Source organism: Pseudomonas sp. m6p (assembly GCF_055760375.1).
On record NZ_CM147084.1, the window covers coordinates 1450354 to 1468417 of the forward strand.

Annotated in this window: 16 protein-coding genes and 4 tRNA genes; 16 read left to right on the forward strand and 4 right to left on the reverse strand. The window is 56.4% G+C overall.

Annotated features, from left to right (window positions below):
- Positions 1-295: 295 nt before the first annotated feature.
- Positions 296-1459 carry an MFS transporter gene (locus ACYZUM_RS06565; RefSeq protein WP_108182271.1) on the forward strand — a complete coding sequence of 388 codons (1164 nt, stop codon included), beginning with the start codon at positions 296-298 and terminating at the stop codon, positions 1457-1459.
- Here ACYZUM_RS06565 and nhaR read toward each other — a convergent pair.
- Entirely contained in the window at positions 1454-2353 is a 900-nt protein-coding gene (nhaR, locus tag ACYZUM_RS06570; RefSeq protein ID WP_086794737.1) for a transcriptional activator NhaR, read from the reverse strand. The genes ACYZUM_RS06565 and nhaR overlap by 6 nt on opposite strands.
- Before the next feature lie 231 nt (positions 2354-2584).
- On the opposite strand from nhaR, the gene ACYZUM_RS06575 reads away from it, so the two are divergent.
- Positions 2585-2827 carry a hypothetical protein gene (locus tag ACYZUM_RS06575; RefSeq protein ID WP_025108906.1) on the forward strand — a complete coding sequence of 81 codons (243 nt, stop codon included), beginning with the start codon at positions 2585-2587 and terminating at the stop codon, positions 2825-2827.
- Positions 2828-2855: 28 nt separating this feature from the next.
- Positions 2856-3605 carry a TerC family protein gene (locus tag ACYZUM_RS06580; protein WP_041074106.1) on the forward strand — a complete coding sequence of 250 codons (750 nt, stop codon included), beginning with the start codon at positions 2856-2858 and terminating at the stop codon, positions 3603-3605.
- 188 nt (positions 3606-3793) lie between these two features.
- Here the strand turns inward: ACYZUM_RS06580 and ACYZUM_RS06585 are convergent, their stop codons facing one another.
- Positions 3794-3955 carry a hypothetical protein gene (locus ACYZUM_RS06585; RefSeq protein WP_174377378.1) on the reverse strand — a complete coding sequence of 54 codons (162 nt, stop codon included), beginning with the start codon at positions 3953-3955 and terminating at the stop codon, positions 3794-3796.
- Positions 3956-4189: 234 nt separating this feature from the next.
- Between ACYZUM_RS06585 and ACYZUM_RS06590 the strand changes: the two genes are divergently transcribed.
- The 3 genes from ACYZUM_RS06590 (at position 4190) to ACYZUM_RS06600 (ending at position 5375) form a co-directional block, all read left to right on the forward strand.
- Complete coding sequence (locus ACYZUM_RS06590) at positions 4190-4861, forward strand: lipoprotein (protein WP_041074108.1); 672 nt, start codon at positions 4190-4192, stop codon at positions 4859-4861.
- Between the two features lie 89 nt (positions 4862-4950).
- Positions 4951-5157, forward strand: a complete 207-nt coding sequence (locus ACYZUM_RS06595; RefSeq protein ID WP_041074110.1) for a DUF6021 family protein — start codon at positions 4951-4953, stop codon at positions 5155-5157.
- Positions 5158-5168: 11 nt separating this feature from the next.
- Positions 5169-5375, forward strand: coding sequence for a hypothetical protein (locus ACYZUM_RS06600; RefSeq protein WP_108182272.1), 207 nt, complete (start codon positions 5169-5171; stop codon positions 5373-5375).
- Between the two features lie 53 nt (positions 5376-5428).
- On the opposite strand, the gene pbpG is transcribed toward ACYZUM_RS06600, so the two are convergent.
- Together pbpG and folD are read right to left on the reverse strand one after the other, a co-directional pair.
- On the reverse strand, positions 5429-6367 hold the full coding sequence (gene pbpG, locus ACYZUM_RS06605; protein WP_041074112.1) for a D-alanyl-D-alanine endopeptidase: 939 nt from the start codon (positions 6365-6367) through the stop codon (positions 5429-5431).
- Positions 6368-6597: 230 nt separating this feature from the next.
- On the reverse strand, positions 6598-7452 hold the full coding sequence (gene folD / locus ACYZUM_RS06610) for a bifunctional methylenetetrahydrofolate dehydrogenase/methenyltetrahydrofolate cyclohydrolase FolD (protein ID WP_041074114.1): 855 nt from the start codon (positions 7450-7452) through the stop codon (positions 6598-6600).
- A 275-nt stretch (positions 7453-7727) separates the two neighbouring features.
- Between folD and ACYZUM_RS06615 the strand changes: the two genes are divergently transcribed.
- The 10 genes from ACYZUM_RS06615 (at position 7728) to ACYZUM_RS06660 (ending at position 17874) form a co-directional block, all read left to right on the forward strand.
- Positions 7728-7804 (forward strand) — tRNA-Arg (locus ACYZUM_RS06615).
- A gap of 32 nt (positions 7805-7836) precedes the next feature.
- Positions 7837-7912 (forward strand) — tRNA-His (locus tag ACYZUM_RS06620).
- A 57-nt stretch (positions 7913-7969) separates the two neighbouring features.
- A tRNA-Leu gene (locus ACYZUM_RS06625) sits at positions 7970-8054 on the forward strand.
- A gap of 76 nt (positions 8055-8130) precedes the next feature.
- Positions 8131-8206, forward strand: a tRNA-His gene (locus ACYZUM_RS06630).
- Positions 8207-9626: 1420 nt separating this feature from the next.
- A complete protein-coding gene (ltrA, locus tag ACYZUM_RS06635) occupies positions 9627-11330 on the forward strand; it encodes a group II intron reverse transcriptase/maturase (RefSeq protein WP_023093520.1) in 1704 nt (567 codons plus the stop codon).
- 129 nt (positions 11331-11459) lie between these two features.
- Positions 11460-12770: a trigger factor gene (gene tig / locus ACYZUM_RS06640; protein WP_041073914.1), complete on the forward strand. Its 1311-nt coding sequence runs from the start codon at positions 11460-11462 to the stop codon at positions 12768-12770.
- Between the two features lie 92 nt (positions 12771-12862).
- Complete coding sequence (gene clpP / locus ACYZUM_RS06645; RefSeq protein ID WP_007951559.1) at positions 12863-13498, forward strand: ATP-dependent Clp endopeptidase proteolytic subunit ClpP; 636 nt, start codon at positions 12863-12865, stop codon at positions 13496-13498.
- 112 nt (positions 13499-13610) lie between these two features.
- Positions 13611-14894 (forward strand): ATP-dependent Clp protease ATP-binding subunit ClpX, encoded by a 1284-nt coding sequence (gene clpX, locus ACYZUM_RS06650; protein WP_003223632.1) that lies wholly within the window; start codon positions 13611-13613, stop codon positions 14892-14894.
- Between the two features lie 162 nt (positions 14895-15056).
- Positions 15057-17453 (forward strand): endopeptidase La, encoded by a 2397-nt coding sequence (gene lon / locus ACYZUM_RS06655; protein ID WP_003223634.1) that lies wholly within the window; start codon positions 15057-15059, stop codon positions 17451-17453.
- Positions 17454-17601: 148 nt separating this feature from the next.
- Positions 17602-17874 carry an HU family DNA-binding protein gene (locus ACYZUM_RS06660; protein WP_008077714.1) on the forward strand — a complete coding sequence of 91 codons (273 nt, stop codon included), beginning with the start codon at positions 17602-17604 and terminating at the stop codon, positions 17872-17874.
- The last annotated feature ends 190 nt before the right edge of the window (positions 17875-18064 follow it).

The following is an 18064-nucleotide window of genomic DNA, read 5'->3' on the forward strand; positions in this document are numbered from 1 at the left end:
ACCGGTGGTACATCAAGGGGGCAGGTCACCGGCACGAACCGAAAGGGCTGACGCGCGATCAACGCTGTTAAACGGGGCGCTGAACAGGGTGTACGTTTTTCAGGGCGCGGACTTTATCACAGCGTAGGCGTTATCCTTCAGGCCTGTGACGATCTGCCACCGGATTGATCGGCAAGTCGGCAGGTTTATGCAAGTCACTGCTGAAACACTCTGTTAAGATTCGCCATCCTCATTTTAATCGTTGCCAGCGGGCCTTCCGGCCTTCGCTGGTGTCGTCGTTTTGCTGGAGTTGCTCATGCTGTTGCCCATTCTTCTGTTGTCCGCTGCCGGATTCACGGTGCTGACCACGGAATTCGTCATCGTCGGCCTGTTGCCGGCCATTGCCCGAGATCTGGCGGTAACCATTCCGCAGGCGGGTCTGCTGGTGACTCTGTTCGCTTTCACGGTGGCGATGTTCGGCCCGTTTTTGACCGCCTATTTCGCCCGCTTCGAGCGGCGCAAGTTGTTCATCAGCATTCTGATCATGTTCGGCCTGGCCAACACCGTTGCCGCGCTGGCGCCGAACATCTGGGTCATGGCCATTGCGCGCTTGATCCCGGCCCTCGGCCTGCCGGTGTTCTGGGCCTTGGCCAGCGAGACAGCGGTGGACATCGTCGGCCCGGATTACGCCGGCCGTGCGATTGCCAAGATCGGCTTCGGCATCGTCTGCGCCACGGTATTCGGCATCCCGGTGGGCACGTTGATTTCCGATGCGTTCGGCTGGCGCAGTGCATTCGCGATTCTGGCGGTGATCGCTTTTGCCAAGGCCTTGCTGCTGTTTGTTTACCTGCCGAAAACCAGTCTGCATCAGCACCAGGTCAGCTTCAGCTCGCAGTTCAAGATCCTGCGCAGCCCGCTGATGCTCGGCCATGTGCTGTTGTCGATCCTGGTATTCAGCGGCATGTTCACCGCCTACACCTATCTGGCCGACATACTCGAGCGTCTGGCGGGTTTTAACGGCACCGTGGTTGGCTGGTGCCTGATGGGCTTCGGTGCGGTCGGGCTGATCGGCAATTCGCTGGGCGGGCGTGCAGTGGATCGTCATCCGTTGGGGGCGTCCGTGCTGTTCTGCGCGTTCATGATTGCCGGCATGGTCTCGCTGGTGCCGAATATCCACTCGACGCTGGGCCTGGCGGTGGCCATGGGCATCTGGGGTATCACCCAGGCGGCGCTGTTTCTGGTCAGCCATGTACGCCTGATGAAGGCCGCACCGGAAGCGCCAGCCTTTGCCGCCTCGCTGAATATCGCCGGGGCCAACCTCGGGATCGGCCTCGGAGCGATGATCGGCGGTCGAGTGATCGACAGTGCCGGCCTTGGCTTTCTGGGATTTGCCGCTGCCGGGTTCATTCTGTTGTCGGTATTCCTCGCCATGGTCTTGATGACGCTCAAGCCGCGCGAAGCGTGCGCCCAGGCGTCATAGCGCGGTAAACAGCTCGCGTCGGGCACCTTCGGTAATCGCCACGATGCCGGGGTGCTTGACCTTGCGTTCCACGGAAATGGCATAGAACGACTCGGTCACCGCGTCGGTCTGGCCAATCACCTCGACGCCGTACTGGCGTTTGACTTCATCGGCAATCACGCTTGGGCCGATGAAAATCCCGCTGCCCGATTGGCCGAAGGCCTGCATCAGGGCGCTGTCATCGAACTCCCCGACGATTCGCGGCTGGATCTGCTGCTCGGCAAACCAGCGCTGCAGACGGCTGCGCACCACGGTTTCCGCGCCGGGAATCAGCAGCGGTGCGCCGTTGAGGCTGCGCGGAAAGTCTTGCCCGTATTGCGCCGCCAATTGCGCGGTGGCGAAAAAACTGATCCCGCATTCGCCGAGTTTCTGGCTGTAGCCCTTGATGTCGAGGTGCGACGGCATCGGGCTGTCGGAAATCACCAGGTCCAGACGCTGGATGGCCAGGTCCGCCAACAGGCGTTCGAGTTTGTCTTCGCGGCAGGTGATGCGCAGCGGTTCGTGCAACTCCATGGTCGGCGCGATCAGCCGATAGACGATGGACTTGGGCACCACGTCGGCCACGCCGACGCGAAACAGGATCTGCTGTTCGTTGGGCTGGGCACGCAGCATCAACTCCAGTTCGCCGCCCAACTGGAACATCTGCTCGGCGTAGGGCAGGGCCTGGCGTCCGGCCTCGGTCAGTTCCAGCTGGCGGCCGACCCGCTGAAACAGTTCGATGCCGTAGGTTTGTTCGAGCAGCGAAATCTGCCCGCTGATGGTTTGCGGTGTGAGGTTGAGTTGCTCGCAGGCACGCACGATGCTGCCGGTCTTGGCGACCACCCAGAAGTAATGCAGTTGTCGGTAATTGAGCACTCTAAGGTTCCCCCCCCCTGTAGGAGCTGCCGCAGGCTGCGATCTTTTGATCTTGCTTTAAAAAATCAAAAGATCGCAGCCTTCGGCAGCTTCTACACTGATGGTCATAGTTCGTTAAAGCCGAAGTATAGCCGCTAAAAATACGAATTTTCCTGAAGTGTTTGTCTCCCTAGAATGCCCAGCCATCGACGGGTGGTCTGTGACCCTGTCTGTTCATTCGAAGGAAGTCTCATGAAATACACAATCCCTGCATTGATGTTTACGTCTTTACTGCTCATGGCCGGTTGCGATCAGGCCGAGAAAAGTGCCCAGCAGTTGATGGGCAAGGCTGCCGAAAGCGCCAAACAGGCGATCGACGATACGCACAAAGCTGCTGAACAAGCGCTCAGCGACGCCACCGGCGGCTTGATCGAGAAAAAAGAAGCGCCGGAAAAAGATGCGGAAAAATCCGAATCTTCCTCCAAGACCATCTAAATCGTCATACAAGAGTCAGGACTGACCCATGGAATATCTGTTAGAACTCGCCGCCAGCCCCGCCGCCTGGGTTGCTTTGGCCACACTGGTGGTGATGGAAATCGTGCTCGGCATCGATAACCTGATCTTTATTTCGATCCTGACCAACAAGTTGCCTGTGCAGCATCGGCAGAAGGCGCGCCGCATCGGTATCGGCATGGCGCTGATCCTGCGTCTGGCCCTGTTGAGCACCATCGCTTTCATCGTGCAGTTGACCGAACCTGTAATCGAAATCATGGGCCAGGCGTTCTCCTGGAAAGACATGATCCTGATTGCCGGTGGTCTGTTCCTGGTGTGGAAAGCCACGACCGAGATCCATCACAGCATGGACCCGGCCCCGGAAGACCCGAAAACGGCGACTTCGACCGTGACCCTAGGCTTCGCTGCCGCAATCGGTCAGATCCTGATGCTGGACATGGTGTTCTCCATCGACAGCATCATTACTGCGGTGGGCATGACTGAACACTTGCCGATCATGGTGATCGCGGTGGTGGTGTCGGTGATGGTGATGCTGTTCGCAGCTGAGCCGTTGGCCAAGTTCATCAACGACAACCCGACAGTGGTGATGCTGGCCCTGGGCTTCCTGATCATGATCGGCATGACGCTGATCGCCGAAGGCTTCGGTGCCCATGTACCGAAAGGTTATGTGTACGCGGCCATGGCCTTCTCGGCAGCGATTGAAGTGCTGAACATGATGTCGCGCCGGGCGAAGCAGAAGAAGCTGGCTCAGCAAGCTTAATCTGCAGCAAACCAAAAGGCCGGCTGGACTCGTCGAGTTCAGCCGGCCTTTTTGCTTATGCCTCATGCCGCACGGCTTGTGCCTTATGCAGGAGCTGCCGAAGGCTGCGATCTTTTGATTTTTTAGAGCAAGATCAAAAGATCGCAGCCTTCGGCAGCTCCTACAGAGGTTTTATATCAACTGACCTGTCAGTGCGCAGTCGCGTGGCGGTGCTTTTCTGGCTTGTGATTCGGGGTCGAATCGACCGGATGATGATGGCGTCGCGCAATGCGCAGCACGCCCCACAGCATGGCGCTGGCAACGGCCAGCCAGCCGGCTATCAACATTACGATGGTCATGGTCAGGCTCATCGGTGCCTCCTCTTTGCCCTGCGTCGGGCACACACTTTTTCAATTCGCTCTGTTTCAGTGACAGTCTAGACAATGGGGTGTTTCAGACTATTGACCAAAGGTCGGTGATGACCAATCAGTTCGCTCTATGCAATCGATCGGTCTGCGGGTTAAGGCTATACCGCAGCCGTGCGTCGCCCTATGATCGCAGGCGTTGCCGGAACACGATGACCGGCGTCTGATCAGAGAGTGACAATGGTGCAGGTATTGACTCGATTGCGAGGGGCGTTGCTGGTGGCCGGTTGCGCGGCTGTATTGGCGGGTTGTGCGGGCACTGTCGCGCCGCAGGTCAAGCGCCTGCCGGAGCGGGTCGAACTCAGCGGTACGTTCTATCGCGGTGAAGCCAATCAGAGTGGTCCGCAAGTGCTGGCCAGCCTGTTGTCGCAGCAGGGCATCATGATCACGCCGGGGCTGCTGGAAAAACCGTTGCAGCTGCCGGGTGCACAGGATCAGTTGCAGCAGAATCTGCAGAACCTGGCCCGCGATTACGGCATGGTGGTCTATCCGCTGGACAAGAATCTGCCAGCCTTGCTGACCCAGGTCGCGGCCGGATATCCGGTGATGGTGCGCTTTAGCGAAGGCTCGGCGTTCTGGGCTGAGCCGCGTTACGCCATTCTTTCCGGTTACGACCGCTTGAAACAGAAAGTGCTGTTGCGCGCCGGAATGAATCGCCGCGAACTGATGAGTTTCAGTTCCTTCGAGTCGGCGTTCGAGAAGTCGGGCGGTTGGGCCGTGCTGATCCAGAAGCCGTCGCAGATTCCAGCCGAGGTTGATCGTCAGCGCTGGCTAAAGGCGGCCGATGAGTTGGCGCAGGCCGGGCAGGAGCGTGAAGCGGAGCAAGCCAAAAAAGCTCTGGCTGCACATTAAGCCTCCGTTCGTCATTTGCCGGGCACCCTCACGCCCGGCACGCCTCTTAACGATAGAGCCCGAATGTGCGGGTGAATCAGGAGGCGAGCATGGCAGATTCCCCATCCCCGAAAGGCCCACATTCAAGCGAGCATTCGTCCGGTCATGATCTGGGTTTCGATCCGGATTCACCGGATCTCGACGACCCGCAGGTTGATCCGGTCGGCCCTGCCAAGGCGCCGAAGGATGTGGAGACCGGCGAAGACAGCAAGCGTCCGGCCAAGCCTTATGATCCGTTGGCTGATCTGAAACCCTAAGGGAGGTGCGTATGAGTACCGATTCCAGCTTTAACGATAAAAAACCGGACAGCGTGCCGACCACGCCTGAGGATGACGTAGACCCAGTACTGGATCCGGACAGCCCGCTGCGTGATCCATTGGCCCGGCCTAATGTGCTGACCCCGGAGCATCATCGCGATCCGAGTGCCGGTGATGGCATTCCCGATGACGAACAGATGCCGCTGCCCAATGACTGAGACGCAGGCATTAAAAAGCCCCGAGATGTCGGGGCTTTTTATTGTTTCGCGAACTACTTGGAGGCTTCGACCACGCCGCTCTGGCGCGCCTTGAGGTTTTTCTCGGCCTTGTATTGTTGGGCCACTGCCGGAACGTTGGTGCTGCGACCGGTTTCCATCCAACTGCGGATACGGCTGGCATCGGCGAAGTGCGTGTATTTGCCGAACGCATCGAGAATCACCAGGGCAACCGGGCGGTTGCTCATCCGCGTCACCAGCACCAGGCAATGACCCGCCGGGTTGGTGAAGCCGGTTTTAGTGATTTTGATGTCCCAGTCGGCCTTGTTCACCAAGTGATCGGTGTTGCGGAAACCCAGGGTGTAGTTGGGTTTGCGGAATGACACCGTTTTTTCCTTGGTGGTCGTCAGTTCAGTGAGGATTGGGTGCTTGCTCGCGGCCACCAACAGTTTGCTCAGATCGCGGGCGGTGGAAACGTTACGTTCCGACAAGCCGGTCGGTTCGACATAGTGGGTGTTGGTCATGCCCAGTGCCTTGGCCTTGGCATTCATCGCCGCGATGAAGGCTGCATAACCGCCCGGGTAGTGATGCGCAAGGCTGGCGGCTGCACGGTTTTCCGAGGACATCAGGGCAATCAGCAACATTTCCCGGCGCGGCAGTTCGCTCTTCAGTTTGACTCGGGAGAACACGCCTTTCATTTCCGGCGTGTGGCTGATGTCGACGTCGATCCATTCGTCCATGTTCTGGTGCGCTTCAACGACCACCAGCCCGGTCATCAGCTTACTGACCGAAGCGATGGGTACGATCACATCCGGGTTGCTCGAATAGATGACTTTATTGGTCTGCAAATCCATGAGCAGGGCGCTGCCGGAGGCGATCTTCAGTTGCGAAGCATCGCGTGGCGCAGCAGTGGTTTCAGCGGCGTTGACGGTTGGCGTGACGAATGTGCCTGAAAAAGCAAAAACCAGGCTCAGGATCGAAAGACGAATTTTCACGCGGGCGAACTCATAAAGGTTGGATATTCCGTTAGTTTGTAACGGGTTATTTCTTCAAAGCGTCGCATTCTAGGAGTATGGCTGAAGATCTGTCGATGGTTGTTTGAATGACCTGAAAATCTCGTGAAAAGGCCTGTAAAAAGAGGGGTTTCCGGCGAACGGTTAGTGTTTTTTCTCAGATACAAAAAACCCCGCACAAAGGCGGGGTTCTTTTATTGCGGAAAAAACTCTCAGGCGTGCAGGGTTTCTGCCGCGTAGAGGGTGTTTTCCAGCAGGCAGGCGCGGGTCATCGGGCCAACACCACCTGGAACCGGAGTGATCCAGCCAGCGCGGGGCAGAGCGGTTTCGTACACCACGTCACCGACCAGCTTGCCATCGTCCTGACGGTTGATGCCGACGTCGATCACGATCGCGCCTTCCTTGATCCACTCGCCCTTGACCAGGCCCGGCTTGCCGGCGGCGACCACCACCAGATCGGCGCGACCGACGTGGCCGGCCAGATCCTTGGTAAAGCGGTGGGTGACGGTCACGGTGCAACCGGCCAGCAGCAGTTCCATTGCCATCGGGCGCCCGACGATGTTGGAGGCACCCACCACTACCGCGTCCAGGCCATAAAGGTCCACACCCGTGCTTTCCAGCAAGGTCATGATGCCTTTTGGCGTGCACGGACGCAGCAGCGGGATGCGCTGGGCCAGGCGGCCGACGTTATAAGGATGAAAGCCATCGACGTCTTTGTCCGGGCGGATGCGCTCCAGCAATTTGGACGCGTCCAGATGCTCGGGCAGGGGCAGTTGCAGCAGCACGCCGTCAATGGCCGGGTCGTCGTTGAGGCGATCGATCAGATCGGTCAGCGCTTCTTGAGTGGTGTCGGAGGGCAGGTCGTAGGCTTGGGAGAGGAAGCCTACCTCTTCACAGTCTTTACGCTTGTGCGAGACATAAACCTGAGAGGCAGGATCGCTGCCGACCAGGATCACCGCGAGGCCGGGAGTGCGCAGGCCTTGCTGGCGACGCTCGGCAACTCGTTGGGCGATCTGCTGGCGCAGGCTGGCGGCGATCGATTTGCCGTCGATTAGTTGTGCAGTCATTGCGCGTGATTAACCATCGAGAGGGGAAAAAAAGAGAACGCATTCTCGCATGTCAGACGGTGAGGGCAAAGGCGCTTGGTCAGCAAATTCCCCTAACTCCTTTAATTAAATGAATTTTTTTCAAAAAGGATTTGACGACCTTGGGAGCGCTCTATACTATTCGTCGCACTTGTCGGGCACAGCCTAGCACTGGTTAAGAAGGTTGAGCGGAATTAGCGTTCTGCGAAGCTGGAAAGCATTTAGTTTGTAGTCCTCCAAGAGTACAGATTAATAAGGCGCCCGTAGCTCAGCTGGATAGAGCATCCGCCTTCTAAGCGGATGGTCGCAGGTTCGAGTCCTGCCGGGTGCGCCATTAGGCAGCTTTGGCACAAGTAGCGCGATATGGTGGGCGTAGCTCAGTTGGTAGAGCACGGGATTGTGACTCCCGTTGTCGTGGGTTCGATCCCCATCGTCCACCCCATATTTCGAAAGGCGCCAGATGTAACAGTCTGGCGCCTTTGCTTTAAAAGCTTCATCTGCGGATGTGGTGGAATTGGTAGACACACTGGATTTAGGTTCCAGCGCCGCGAGGCGTAAGAGTTCGAGTCTCTTCATCCGCACCAATTAAAGCTTCATTCTTGCCGCAGGCCTGATGAAGTTCAGCAAAGAAGTTGAATGGCTTTTTTGTGACGCAATATGGTGGGCGTAGCTCAGTTGGTAGAGCACGGGATTGTGACTCCCGTTGTCGTGGGTTCGATCCCCATCGTCCACCCCATATTTCGAAAGGCGCCAGATTTAACAGTCTGGCGCCTTTTTTGTTTTACGGTTTGTGGTTTGTTGTGCTGGGTTTCAGGTCGAAGGGCAGGGCGTTTCGTCGTGTTTACGGGCTTGCAGCCTGCGTGTCGACCACCGGCCATGTTCGCTGGATCGGCCGTCAGGGAGATGGCTCGCAGTCTCTTCTATATATAGAAGCGGTTGAAGCAGAGCCCTGGCGTGATGGTCTTTATTCGTCTTCGGGGTGGAATGCATTGCTGCATTCACACCTATAAATGGCCTGCTGTTTTTTTACCCGTTTTCAGTAGGGTGACTTCTTGAGTTTGACCCACTAGAATGCATGCCCTTGGTGCGACACGCGTGGCGTGTCTCCTAAACTTCGAGGTGTAGAGTCATCTTGAAGGGTTTTCGAAAGAGAGCCGAGAGCTTGGGTACCCAACCCCAAGAAACAAAACCCTCCCAGAAGTCCAATGCCTTCAAGGACTTGCCGCAGCGGCGGTGGCAAACTCAAGGTCGATTAGCGCTCGGTGGCTCGACCGCAGTACTGGATTTCCGGTATTGGAGTGCCTACTACACATCAGCCCTATTCAGGGCTAAACCCATGCGGGAGAGAATCCCCGCTGGGGTTCCCTCCTGCTTTTGAAACAGGAGGTAACAATTCTTTGAGCATGCTGCCTCGGCAGTCCCTGTTCACATCAAACCGGAGACATGAGCGAAAGCTCTGTCTGTCATTGTCCAACCATTGCCTGTTTGGAGTGGCAGCGGACTCGTTGTGCGACCAACGATAGCCTAGGAAGACATGCGTCACTGGTAACGGTGGGGTGTGAAGCTCTTCCAACAATGTAGCCCCCGTATGGGTGCGTCTTCGCCGTGAGGCGGAGCGCAGATGCTCGGAGCAGTACCGGGTTGAGGCGCTAGGCTGGCTGGTATGGGTAACACAAGTGAACTGCTAATAAACGTCGTCAGCATTACGGTGCCTAATCTGCTGATAGGCATTAACCAAAAAGGTGATGCGACCGGTTGTTCTGGTCAAGGGTCGGAACACGTCGTCACATAAGGTCGCCGGCGAATAGGCAGACTCTAACCCAGTCGTGTGACAGGCAGGGAACGTGGTAAGCCCGTATAGCTGCCTTCGGGCAGGTGAACCGCAAGGTGATCCGTTGGCTGTGCGGGTATGGGATCGCAGAGAAAGCGAAAGCCGGGCTGTAATGGCCTGGATAGGGGCTGGAACATTGCTCCACGGGAAACCGGGCAGACTTCTGCGTGGTCTTTCGTCGCATGAACTCTGAGTGAACCTGTCTCAATAAACCTAGAGATCCAGCTGTAACGGATCTTCTATTAATCCAGCCCTGGCGGGAGCGTCCATTCCCGTCAGGGGATGTGTGCGTCTTTCGCTTGGGGCAACTTGAGAGGAAGGCAGCATGTTAGAACATAGCCAATTGGCCGTGTCTGCGCCTTCCGGCGCTCCGCAACAATGGCATGACATCGATTGGTGGCGTGTTCAGCGGAATGTCCGGGCGATGCAGATACGGATTGCGAAGGCTTGTCGGGAAGGCAACTGGCGCAGGGTGAAAGCCTTGCAGCGGATGCTGACCCGCTCACGCTCGGCCAGATACTTGGCCGTACGGCGAGTCACTGAAAACCAGGGTAAGCGCACGGCGGGAGTCGACCGCGTGCTCTGGGATACACCCGATGCCAAATGGAAGGCGGCAAATGGGTTGAGGCGCCACGGTTATAAGCCACGGCCTTTACGGCGTGTGTTTATTCCGAAGTCAAATGGAAAGGAGCGCCCTCTGGGCATTCCGACCATGACGGACAGGGCAATGCAGGCGTTGTATTTGCTTGCTCTGGCACCCATTGCAGAAACCACCGGCGATCCAAACAGCTACGGCTTTAGGATCGAGCGATCTACGGCGGATGCAATGGGGCAGTTGTTCGTATGCCTATCCAAGAAGGTTTCGGCCCAATGGGTTTTGGAGGCGGACATCAAAGGCTGCTTTGACCATATCAATCATGACTGGCTTATCACCAACGTCCCAACGGATAAGGTGGTTCTCCGAAAATGGTTGAAAGCTGGCGTGATTCATAAAGGCCAGCTACAGGCAACGGATGCCGGTACGCCACAGGGCGGGATTGTCTCGCCCAGCTTGGCGAATCTGGTGCTGGATGGGCTGGAGTCACAACTTAAGCAACATCTGGGTGTGACCAAGGCCAAGAAGCTGAAAATCAATGTGGTGCGTTACGCGGATGACTTTGTGATAACCGGAACCTCGCGAGAGGTGCTGGAAACTGAAGTCAGACCTTGGGTAGAGCAGTTCCTAGCAGTGCGGGGGCTGCAGTTGTCACTCGAGAAGACGCGTGTCGTCCATATAAAGGAAGGCTTTGACTTTCTAGGTTGGAATTTCCGCAAGTACGATGGGAAGCTTCTGATCAAGCCAAGCAAGAAAAACGTGAAAGCGTTCTATAGCAAGGTAAGGGAGGTCATCAGTACCAGCAAAACGGTAAGGCAGGAGGATCTGATCCGACAGCTGAATCCGATACTGCGTGGCTGGGCGTTCTATCACCAGCCTGTGGTAGCCAAGAAAGCGTATAGCCGCATGGATTACATGATCTTTCTGGCTCTATGGCGTTGGGCAAAACGGCGACACCCTAAGAAAACACTCCAGTGGATCGGAGCGAAATACTTTAAACCCATGAAGGGGCGGAAAGGGGTGTTTGCTACCGCGACGATGAATGACAAGGGAGAGATGCGAACGATCGAGTTGTACTCGCTAGCGAGCACTCCGATCGAACGACACAAGAAGGTGAGTGGGGAGTACAACCCCTTCGATCCTTCTATGGAGGAAATGGGTGAGAAAAGGCGTATGGAACAGATGCTCAAAAGGCTGGCGTACCGTAAGCAAATCTTGAGCCTTTTCCAGAGTCAGAAAGGATTGTGTCCAATATGTAAGTTACCGATTACGAAGGAGACGGGGTGGCATGATCACCACATTCTGTACCGCACAAAAGGCGGTGGAGACTCCCTAAATAACCGGGTACTATTGCACCCCCTTTGTCACCAGCGGCTACACGCTCGCGGATTGACAGTGAACAAACCGGCTCCCCTTACCGGGGGTTTTGATTAGGCCCGAGCCGTATGCGGGGAAACTCGCACGTACGGTTCTTAGGGGGAGATGGGCCAGTAATGGCCCATCTCTACCCGACATTCTGGGGTCGGAAACGGCCGGCTAACGTCTGTGCAACGAGGAATATCCATGCAAGTTTCTGTTGAAAATACTACTGCTCTTGAGCGCCGCATGAGCGTCACCGTGCCGGCTGAGCGCATTGAGAGCCAGGTCAACAAGCGTCTGCAGCAGACTGCCCAAAAGGCCAAGATTGCTGGCTTCCGTCCAGGCAAAGTGCCAATGAGCGAAATCAAGCGCCGTTTCGGTGCTGACGCTCGTCAGGAAGCTGTTGGTGATGTCATCCAGTCCTCCTTCTATGAAGCCGTGGTTGAGCAGAAGCTGAACCCTGCCGGTTCGCCTTCGATCGAGCCGAAGTCGCTGGAAGCTGGCAAGGACCTGGAATACGTTGCCGTATTCGAAGTGTTCCCTGAGTTCACCGTTGCCGGTTTCGACGGCATCACTGTCGAGCGCCTGAGCGCTGACGTGGCTGATGCAGATCTGGACAAGATGCTGGACATCCTGCGCAAGCAGAACACCCGTTTTGAAGTGGCCGACCGCGCTGCCCAGAACGAAGACCAGCTGAACATCGATTTCGTCGGCAAGGTTGACGGCGAAGCATTCGCCGGCGGCTCGGCCAAAGGCACTCAGCTGGTGCTGGGTTCCGGTCGCATGATTCCGGGCTTTGAAGAAGGCCTGGTTGGCGCCAAGGCAGGCGAAGAGCGCGTTCTGAACCTGACCTTCCCTGAGGACTATCAGAACCTGGACCTGGCTGGTAAAACCGCCGAGTTCACCGTGACCGTCAACACCGTTTCCGAGCCGAAACTGCCAGAGCTGAACGAAGAATTCTTCGCTCAATTCGGCATCAAGGAAACCGGTCTGGAAGGCTTCCGCACCGAAGTTCGCAAGAACATGGAGCGTGAGCTGCGTCAGGCCATCAAGTCCAAGGTGAAAAATCAGGTCATGGACGGTCTGCTGGCCACCAACCCGATCGAAGTGCCAAAGGCTTTGCTGTCCAACGAAGTTGACCGTCTGCGCGTGCAGGCTGTTCAGCAGTTCGGCGGCAACATCAAGCCTGATCAACTGCCGGCCGAGCTGTTCGAAGAGCAAGCCAAGCGCCGTGTAGTGCTGGGTCTGATCGTCGCTGAAGTGGTCAAGCAATTCGACCTGAAGCCTGACGAAGCCCGCGTTCGTGAAATGATTCAGGAAATGGCTTCGGCTTATCAAGAGCCTGAGCAGGTCGTGTCCTGGTACTACAAGAACGAGCAGCAACTGAACGAAGTCCGTTCGGTTGTGCTGGAAGAACAAGTTGTGGATACTGTTCTGCAGAAAGCTAGCGTGACCGACAAATCGGTCTCTTACGAAGAAGCGGTCAAGCCGGTAGAAGCTCCAAAAGCCGACTGATTGTTTTTGCGTTAAGAAGTACACACATAAGCCAGCCTTCGAGCTGGCTTATGCGTATTCAAGACATAACTATTTGGGAGTGACTGCAGAGCATGTTCCGTAATTCGTATATTCAGCAGAACTCTGATATCCAGGCCGCCGGCGGCCTGGTCCCGATGGTTGTCGAGCAATCTGCTCGTGGCGAGCGCGCCTATGACATCTACTCGCGCCTTCTGAAGGAGCGCGTAATCTTTCTGGTGGGTCCTGTAGAGGACTACATGGCCAACCTGATCTGTGCGCAATTGCTGTTCCTTGAAGCGGAAAACCCGGACAAGGACATCCATCTCTATATCAACTCCCCGGGCGGTTCGGTGACAGCGGGCATGTCGATCTACGACACCATGCAGTTCATCAAGCCAAACGTATCGACGACGTGCATTGGTCAGGCGTGCAGCATGGGTGCATTCCTGCTGACGGCCGGTGCTCCAGGCAAGCGTTTCTGCCTGCCGAACTCGCGTGTGATGATTCACCAGCCGCTGGGCGGTTTCCAGGGCCAGGCCTCGGATATCGAAATCCATGCCAAGGAAATCCTCTTCATCCGCGAGCGTCTGAACACGCTGATGGCCAAGCACAGCGGTCGTACGCTTGAAGAAATCGAGCGCGATACCAATCGCGACAACTTCATGAGTGCAGAAGCTGCGAAGGAATACGGTCTGATCGACGAAGTCATCAACCAGCGTCCTGCGTAAAATAAGCAGCTCAAAATAAGGTGGGTCGGCAGGTCCGACCACCAGCGGGCTTGAAAAAGCCCGCAATAGCCTTCATCTTGTGTTGCAAGCCTATCGGATTTGGATCGAACGAATGACTGACACCCGCAACGGCGAGGACAACGGCAAGCTGCTCTATTGCTCCTTCTGTGGCAAAAGCCAGCATGAAGTACGCAAATTGATTGCCGGCCCCTCGGTCTTTATCTGCGACGAGTGCGTCGACTTGTGCAATGACATCATCCGCGAGGAGGTGCAGGAAGCACAGGCCGAAAGCAGCGCGCATAAATTGCCTTCGCCTAAAGAAATCAGCGGCATCCTTGACCAGTATGTAATCGGTCAGGAACGTGCGAAAAAGGTTCTGGCCGTAGCGGTATACAACCACTACAAGCGTCTGAACCAGCGTGACAAGAAGGCTGACGACGTCGAACTCGGCAAGAGCAACATCCTGCTGATCGGCCCGACAGGCTCCGGTAAAACCCTGCTGGCCGAAACACTGGCCCGCCTGCTGAACGTTCCGTTCACCATCGCCGACGCCACCACCCTCACCGAGGCCGGTTACGTAGGTGAAGATGTCGAGAACATCATTCAGAAACTGCTGCAAAAGTGCGATTACGACGTGGAAAAGGCCCAGATGGGCATTGTCTACATCGACGAAATCGACAAGATTTCCCGCAAGTCCGACAACCCGTCGATCACCCGCGATGTTTCCGGTGAGGGCGTGCAACAGGCCTTGCTCAAATTGATCGAAGGCACGGTCGCTTCCGTCCCGCCGCAAGGTGGCCGCAAGCATCCGCAGCAGGAGTTCCTGCAGGTCGACACCCGTAACATCCTGTTCATCTGCGGTGGTGCGTTCTCCGGTCTGGAAAAGGTTATTCAAAACCGTTCCACCAAGGGCGGTATCGGGTTCAACGCAGAAGTGCGCAGCAAGGAAGAGGGCAAAAAAGTCGGTGAATCCCTGCGTGAAGTCGAGCCTGACGATCTGGTCAAGTTCGGTCTGATCCCGGAATTCGTCGGTCGTTTGCCGGTTCTGGCGACGCTGGACGAGCTCGACGAGGCTGCGCTGATGCAGATCCTCACCGAGCCGAAAAATGCGCTGACCAAGCAGTATGCCAAGCTGTTCGAGATGGAAGGCGTGGATCTGGAATTCCGGACCGACGCACTGAAATCGGTTGCCAAGCGAGCTCTGGAGCGTAAAACCGGTGCCCGTGGCCTGCGGTCGATTCTTGAAGGTGTGCTGCTCGACACGATGTACGAAATCCCTTCGCAGTCTGAAGTGAGCAAAGTCGTCATCGATGAAAGCGTGATTGAAGGCAAGTCCAAGCCACTGTATATCTACGAAAACAGTGAGCCGACGGCCAAGGCAGCGCCGGACGCGTAAGTGTCCACACTGCCGGAACAAAGAAGGGGCCTTCGGGCCTCTTTTTTTTATGTCGTTTTTTACATCCGCTTTGCGCTTGTTTTTTTTCAAGGCAGCCCCCATCTTGGTTTCAAGCTTAATTCCATCTGATTACGGCCATATGGCCGCCGTAGAGGCGAAATCATGAAGACAACCATCGAATTGCCTCTCCTGCCATTGCGTGATGTCGTGGTTTATCCGCACATGGTTATCCCGCTGTTCGTGGGGCGCGAGAAATCCATCGAAGCCCTCGAGGCCGCGATGACGGGCGACAAGCAGATCCTGCTGCTGGCCCAGAGAAACCCGGCTGACGATGATCCCGGTGAAGACGCTCTCTATCGCGTAGGTACGATTGCGACGGTGCTGCAGCTGCTGAAGCTGCCAGACGGCACCGTCAAGGTTCTGGTCGAAGGTGAGCAGCGCGGCGCTGTAGAGCGCTTCAGCGAAGTCGACGGGCATTGCCGCGCCGAAGTCTCGCTGATCGACGAAGTCGATGCTGCCGAGCGCGAATCGGAAGTTTTCGTGCGCAGCCTGCTGTCGCAGTTCGAACAATATGTGCAGTTGGGCAAGAAAGTCCCGGCTGAAGTCCTGTCGTCGCTCAACAGCATTGATGAGCCTGGCCGCCTGGTTGACACCATGGCCGCGCACATGGCGCTGAAAATCGAGCAGAAGCAGGAAATCCTCGAAATCATCGATTTGTCGGCCCGCGTCGAGCACGTGCTCGCCTTGCTGGATGCCGAGATCGATCTGCTGCAAGTCGAAAAACGCATTCGCGGCCGCGTCAAAAAGCAAATGGAGCGCAGCCAGCGCGAGTACTACCTGAATGAGCAGATGAAGGCCATTCAGAAAGAGCTGGGTGACGGTGACGAAGGTCACAACGAAATCGAAGAGCTGAAAAAGCGCATCGATGCGGCCGGCCTGCCGAAGGATGCCCTGGCCAAAGCCACTGCCGAGCTGAACAAGCTCAAGCAAATGTCGCCGATGTCCGCTGAAGCCACCGTGGTGCGCTCCTACATCGACTGGCTGGTGCAGGTGCCGTGGAAGGCGCAGAGCAAGGTACGTCTGGACCTGGCGCGTGCGGAAGACATTCTCGATGCTGATCATTACGGCCTTGAAGAGGTCAAGGAACGCATCCTTGAATACCTCGCCGTGCAAAAACGTGTGAAGAAGATCCGTGGTCCGGTGTTGTGCCTGGTCGGTCCTCCTGGCGTAGGTAAAACTTCGCTGGCGGAGTCGATTGCTCACGCCACCAACCGCAAATTCGTGCGCATGGCCTTGGGTGGCGTGCGTGACGAGGCGGAAATTCGTGGTCACCGCCGGACTTACATCGGTTCGATGCCAGGAAGATTGATTCAAAAGATGACAAAAGTGGGCGTGCGCAACCCGCTGTTCCTGCTCGATGAAATCGACAAAATGGGCAGCGACATGCGTGGCGACCCGGCGTCGGCGTTGCTGGAAGTGCTCGATCCGGAGCAGAACCACAACTTCAACGATCACTATCTGGAAGTCGATTACGACCTGTCCGATGTGATGTTCCTGTGCACCTCGAACTCGATGAACATCCCGCCGGCATTGCTGGACCGGATGGAAGTCATTCGTCTGCCGGGCTACACCGAAGACGAAAAGATCAACATCGCCGTCAAGTACCTGTCGCCCAAGCAGATTGCCGCTAATGGTCTGAAGAAGGGCGAGCTGGAATTCGACGAGGAAGCGATCCGCGACATCATCCGTTACTACACCCGTGAAGCCGGTGTGCGTGGCCTCGAACGTCAGATCGCCAAAGTCTGCCGCAAGGCTGTGAAAGAACATGCGCTGGAAAAACGCTTCTCGGTAAAAGTGACAGCTGATCTGCTGGAGCATTTCCTGGGTGTACGTAAATTCCGCTACGGTCTGGCCGAGCAACAGGATCAGATCGGACAGGTGACTGGCCTGGCGTGGACGCAGGTGGGCGGCGAATTGCTGACCATCGAAGCGGCTGTGGTACCGGGCAAAGGTCAACTGATCAAGACCGGTTCGTTGGGCGATGTAATGGTCGAATCGATCACTGCAGCCCTGACCGTTGTGCGCAGCCGTGCCAAGAGTCTGGGCATTCCGCTGGACTTCCACGAAAAGCGCGACACCCACATTCACATGCCGGAAGGCGCGACGCCGAAAGACGGTCCAAGCGCGGGTGTAGGCATGTGCACGGCGTTGGTATCGGCATTGACCGGGATTCCGGTGCGCGCCGATGTCGCCATGACGGGTGAAATCACCTTGCGTGGTCAAGTGCTGGCAATCGGTGGTCTGAAGGAAAAACTGCTCGCCGCTCACCGCGGTGGAATCAAGATTGTGATTATTCCGGAAGAGAACGTGCGCGATCTGAAGGAGATTCCTGACAATATCAAGCAGGATCTGCAGATTAAACCGGTTAAATGGATTGACGAGGTCCTGCAAATTGCGCTGCAATACGCGCCGGAGCCCTTGCCGGATGTGGCTCCGGAGATAGTTTCCAAGGACGAAAAACGTGAGTCTGATTCAAAGGAAAGAATTAGCACGCATTAATACGTTTTTGCCTGGGGGGCTTCCTTGACAGCTTTTTAGAGCCCTTGTTATAAAGCGGCTCTTAAGTGTCTGTAGGCCATTCAGCACTCGTTTTTGCTTTCACCAAAAAACTTAGAATCATCTCAAAATAGATATAAGGGGACTTAGAGTGAACAAGTCGGAACTGATTGATGCTATCGCTGCATCCGCTGATATCCCGAAAGCTGCTGCTGGCCGTGCGCTGGACGCTGTTATCGAATCCGTCACTGGCGCTCTGAAGGCCGGCGACTCCGTTGTTCTGGTTGGTTTCGGCACTTTCTCCGTGACTGATCGTCCAGCTCGCGTTGGTCGTAACCCACAGACCGGCAAGACGCTGCAAATCGCTGCTGCTAAAAAGCCAGGTTTCAAAGCCGGTAAAGCACTGAAAGAAGCTGTTAACTAAGTTAGTTTGTTTCAGGTTTTTACCCATCCGGGTCGGGGTCATGCCTGACTTGGCAGCGGAGCGGTAGAGCAGGTCGCTGGAACAGCCGCCTGTAACGCCGGGATCGAGGGTTCGAGCCCTGTCCGCTCCGCCAGTTACGAGAAGGCGCATCCTCGGATGCGCCTTTCTTCTATCCGGATTCTACCCACGC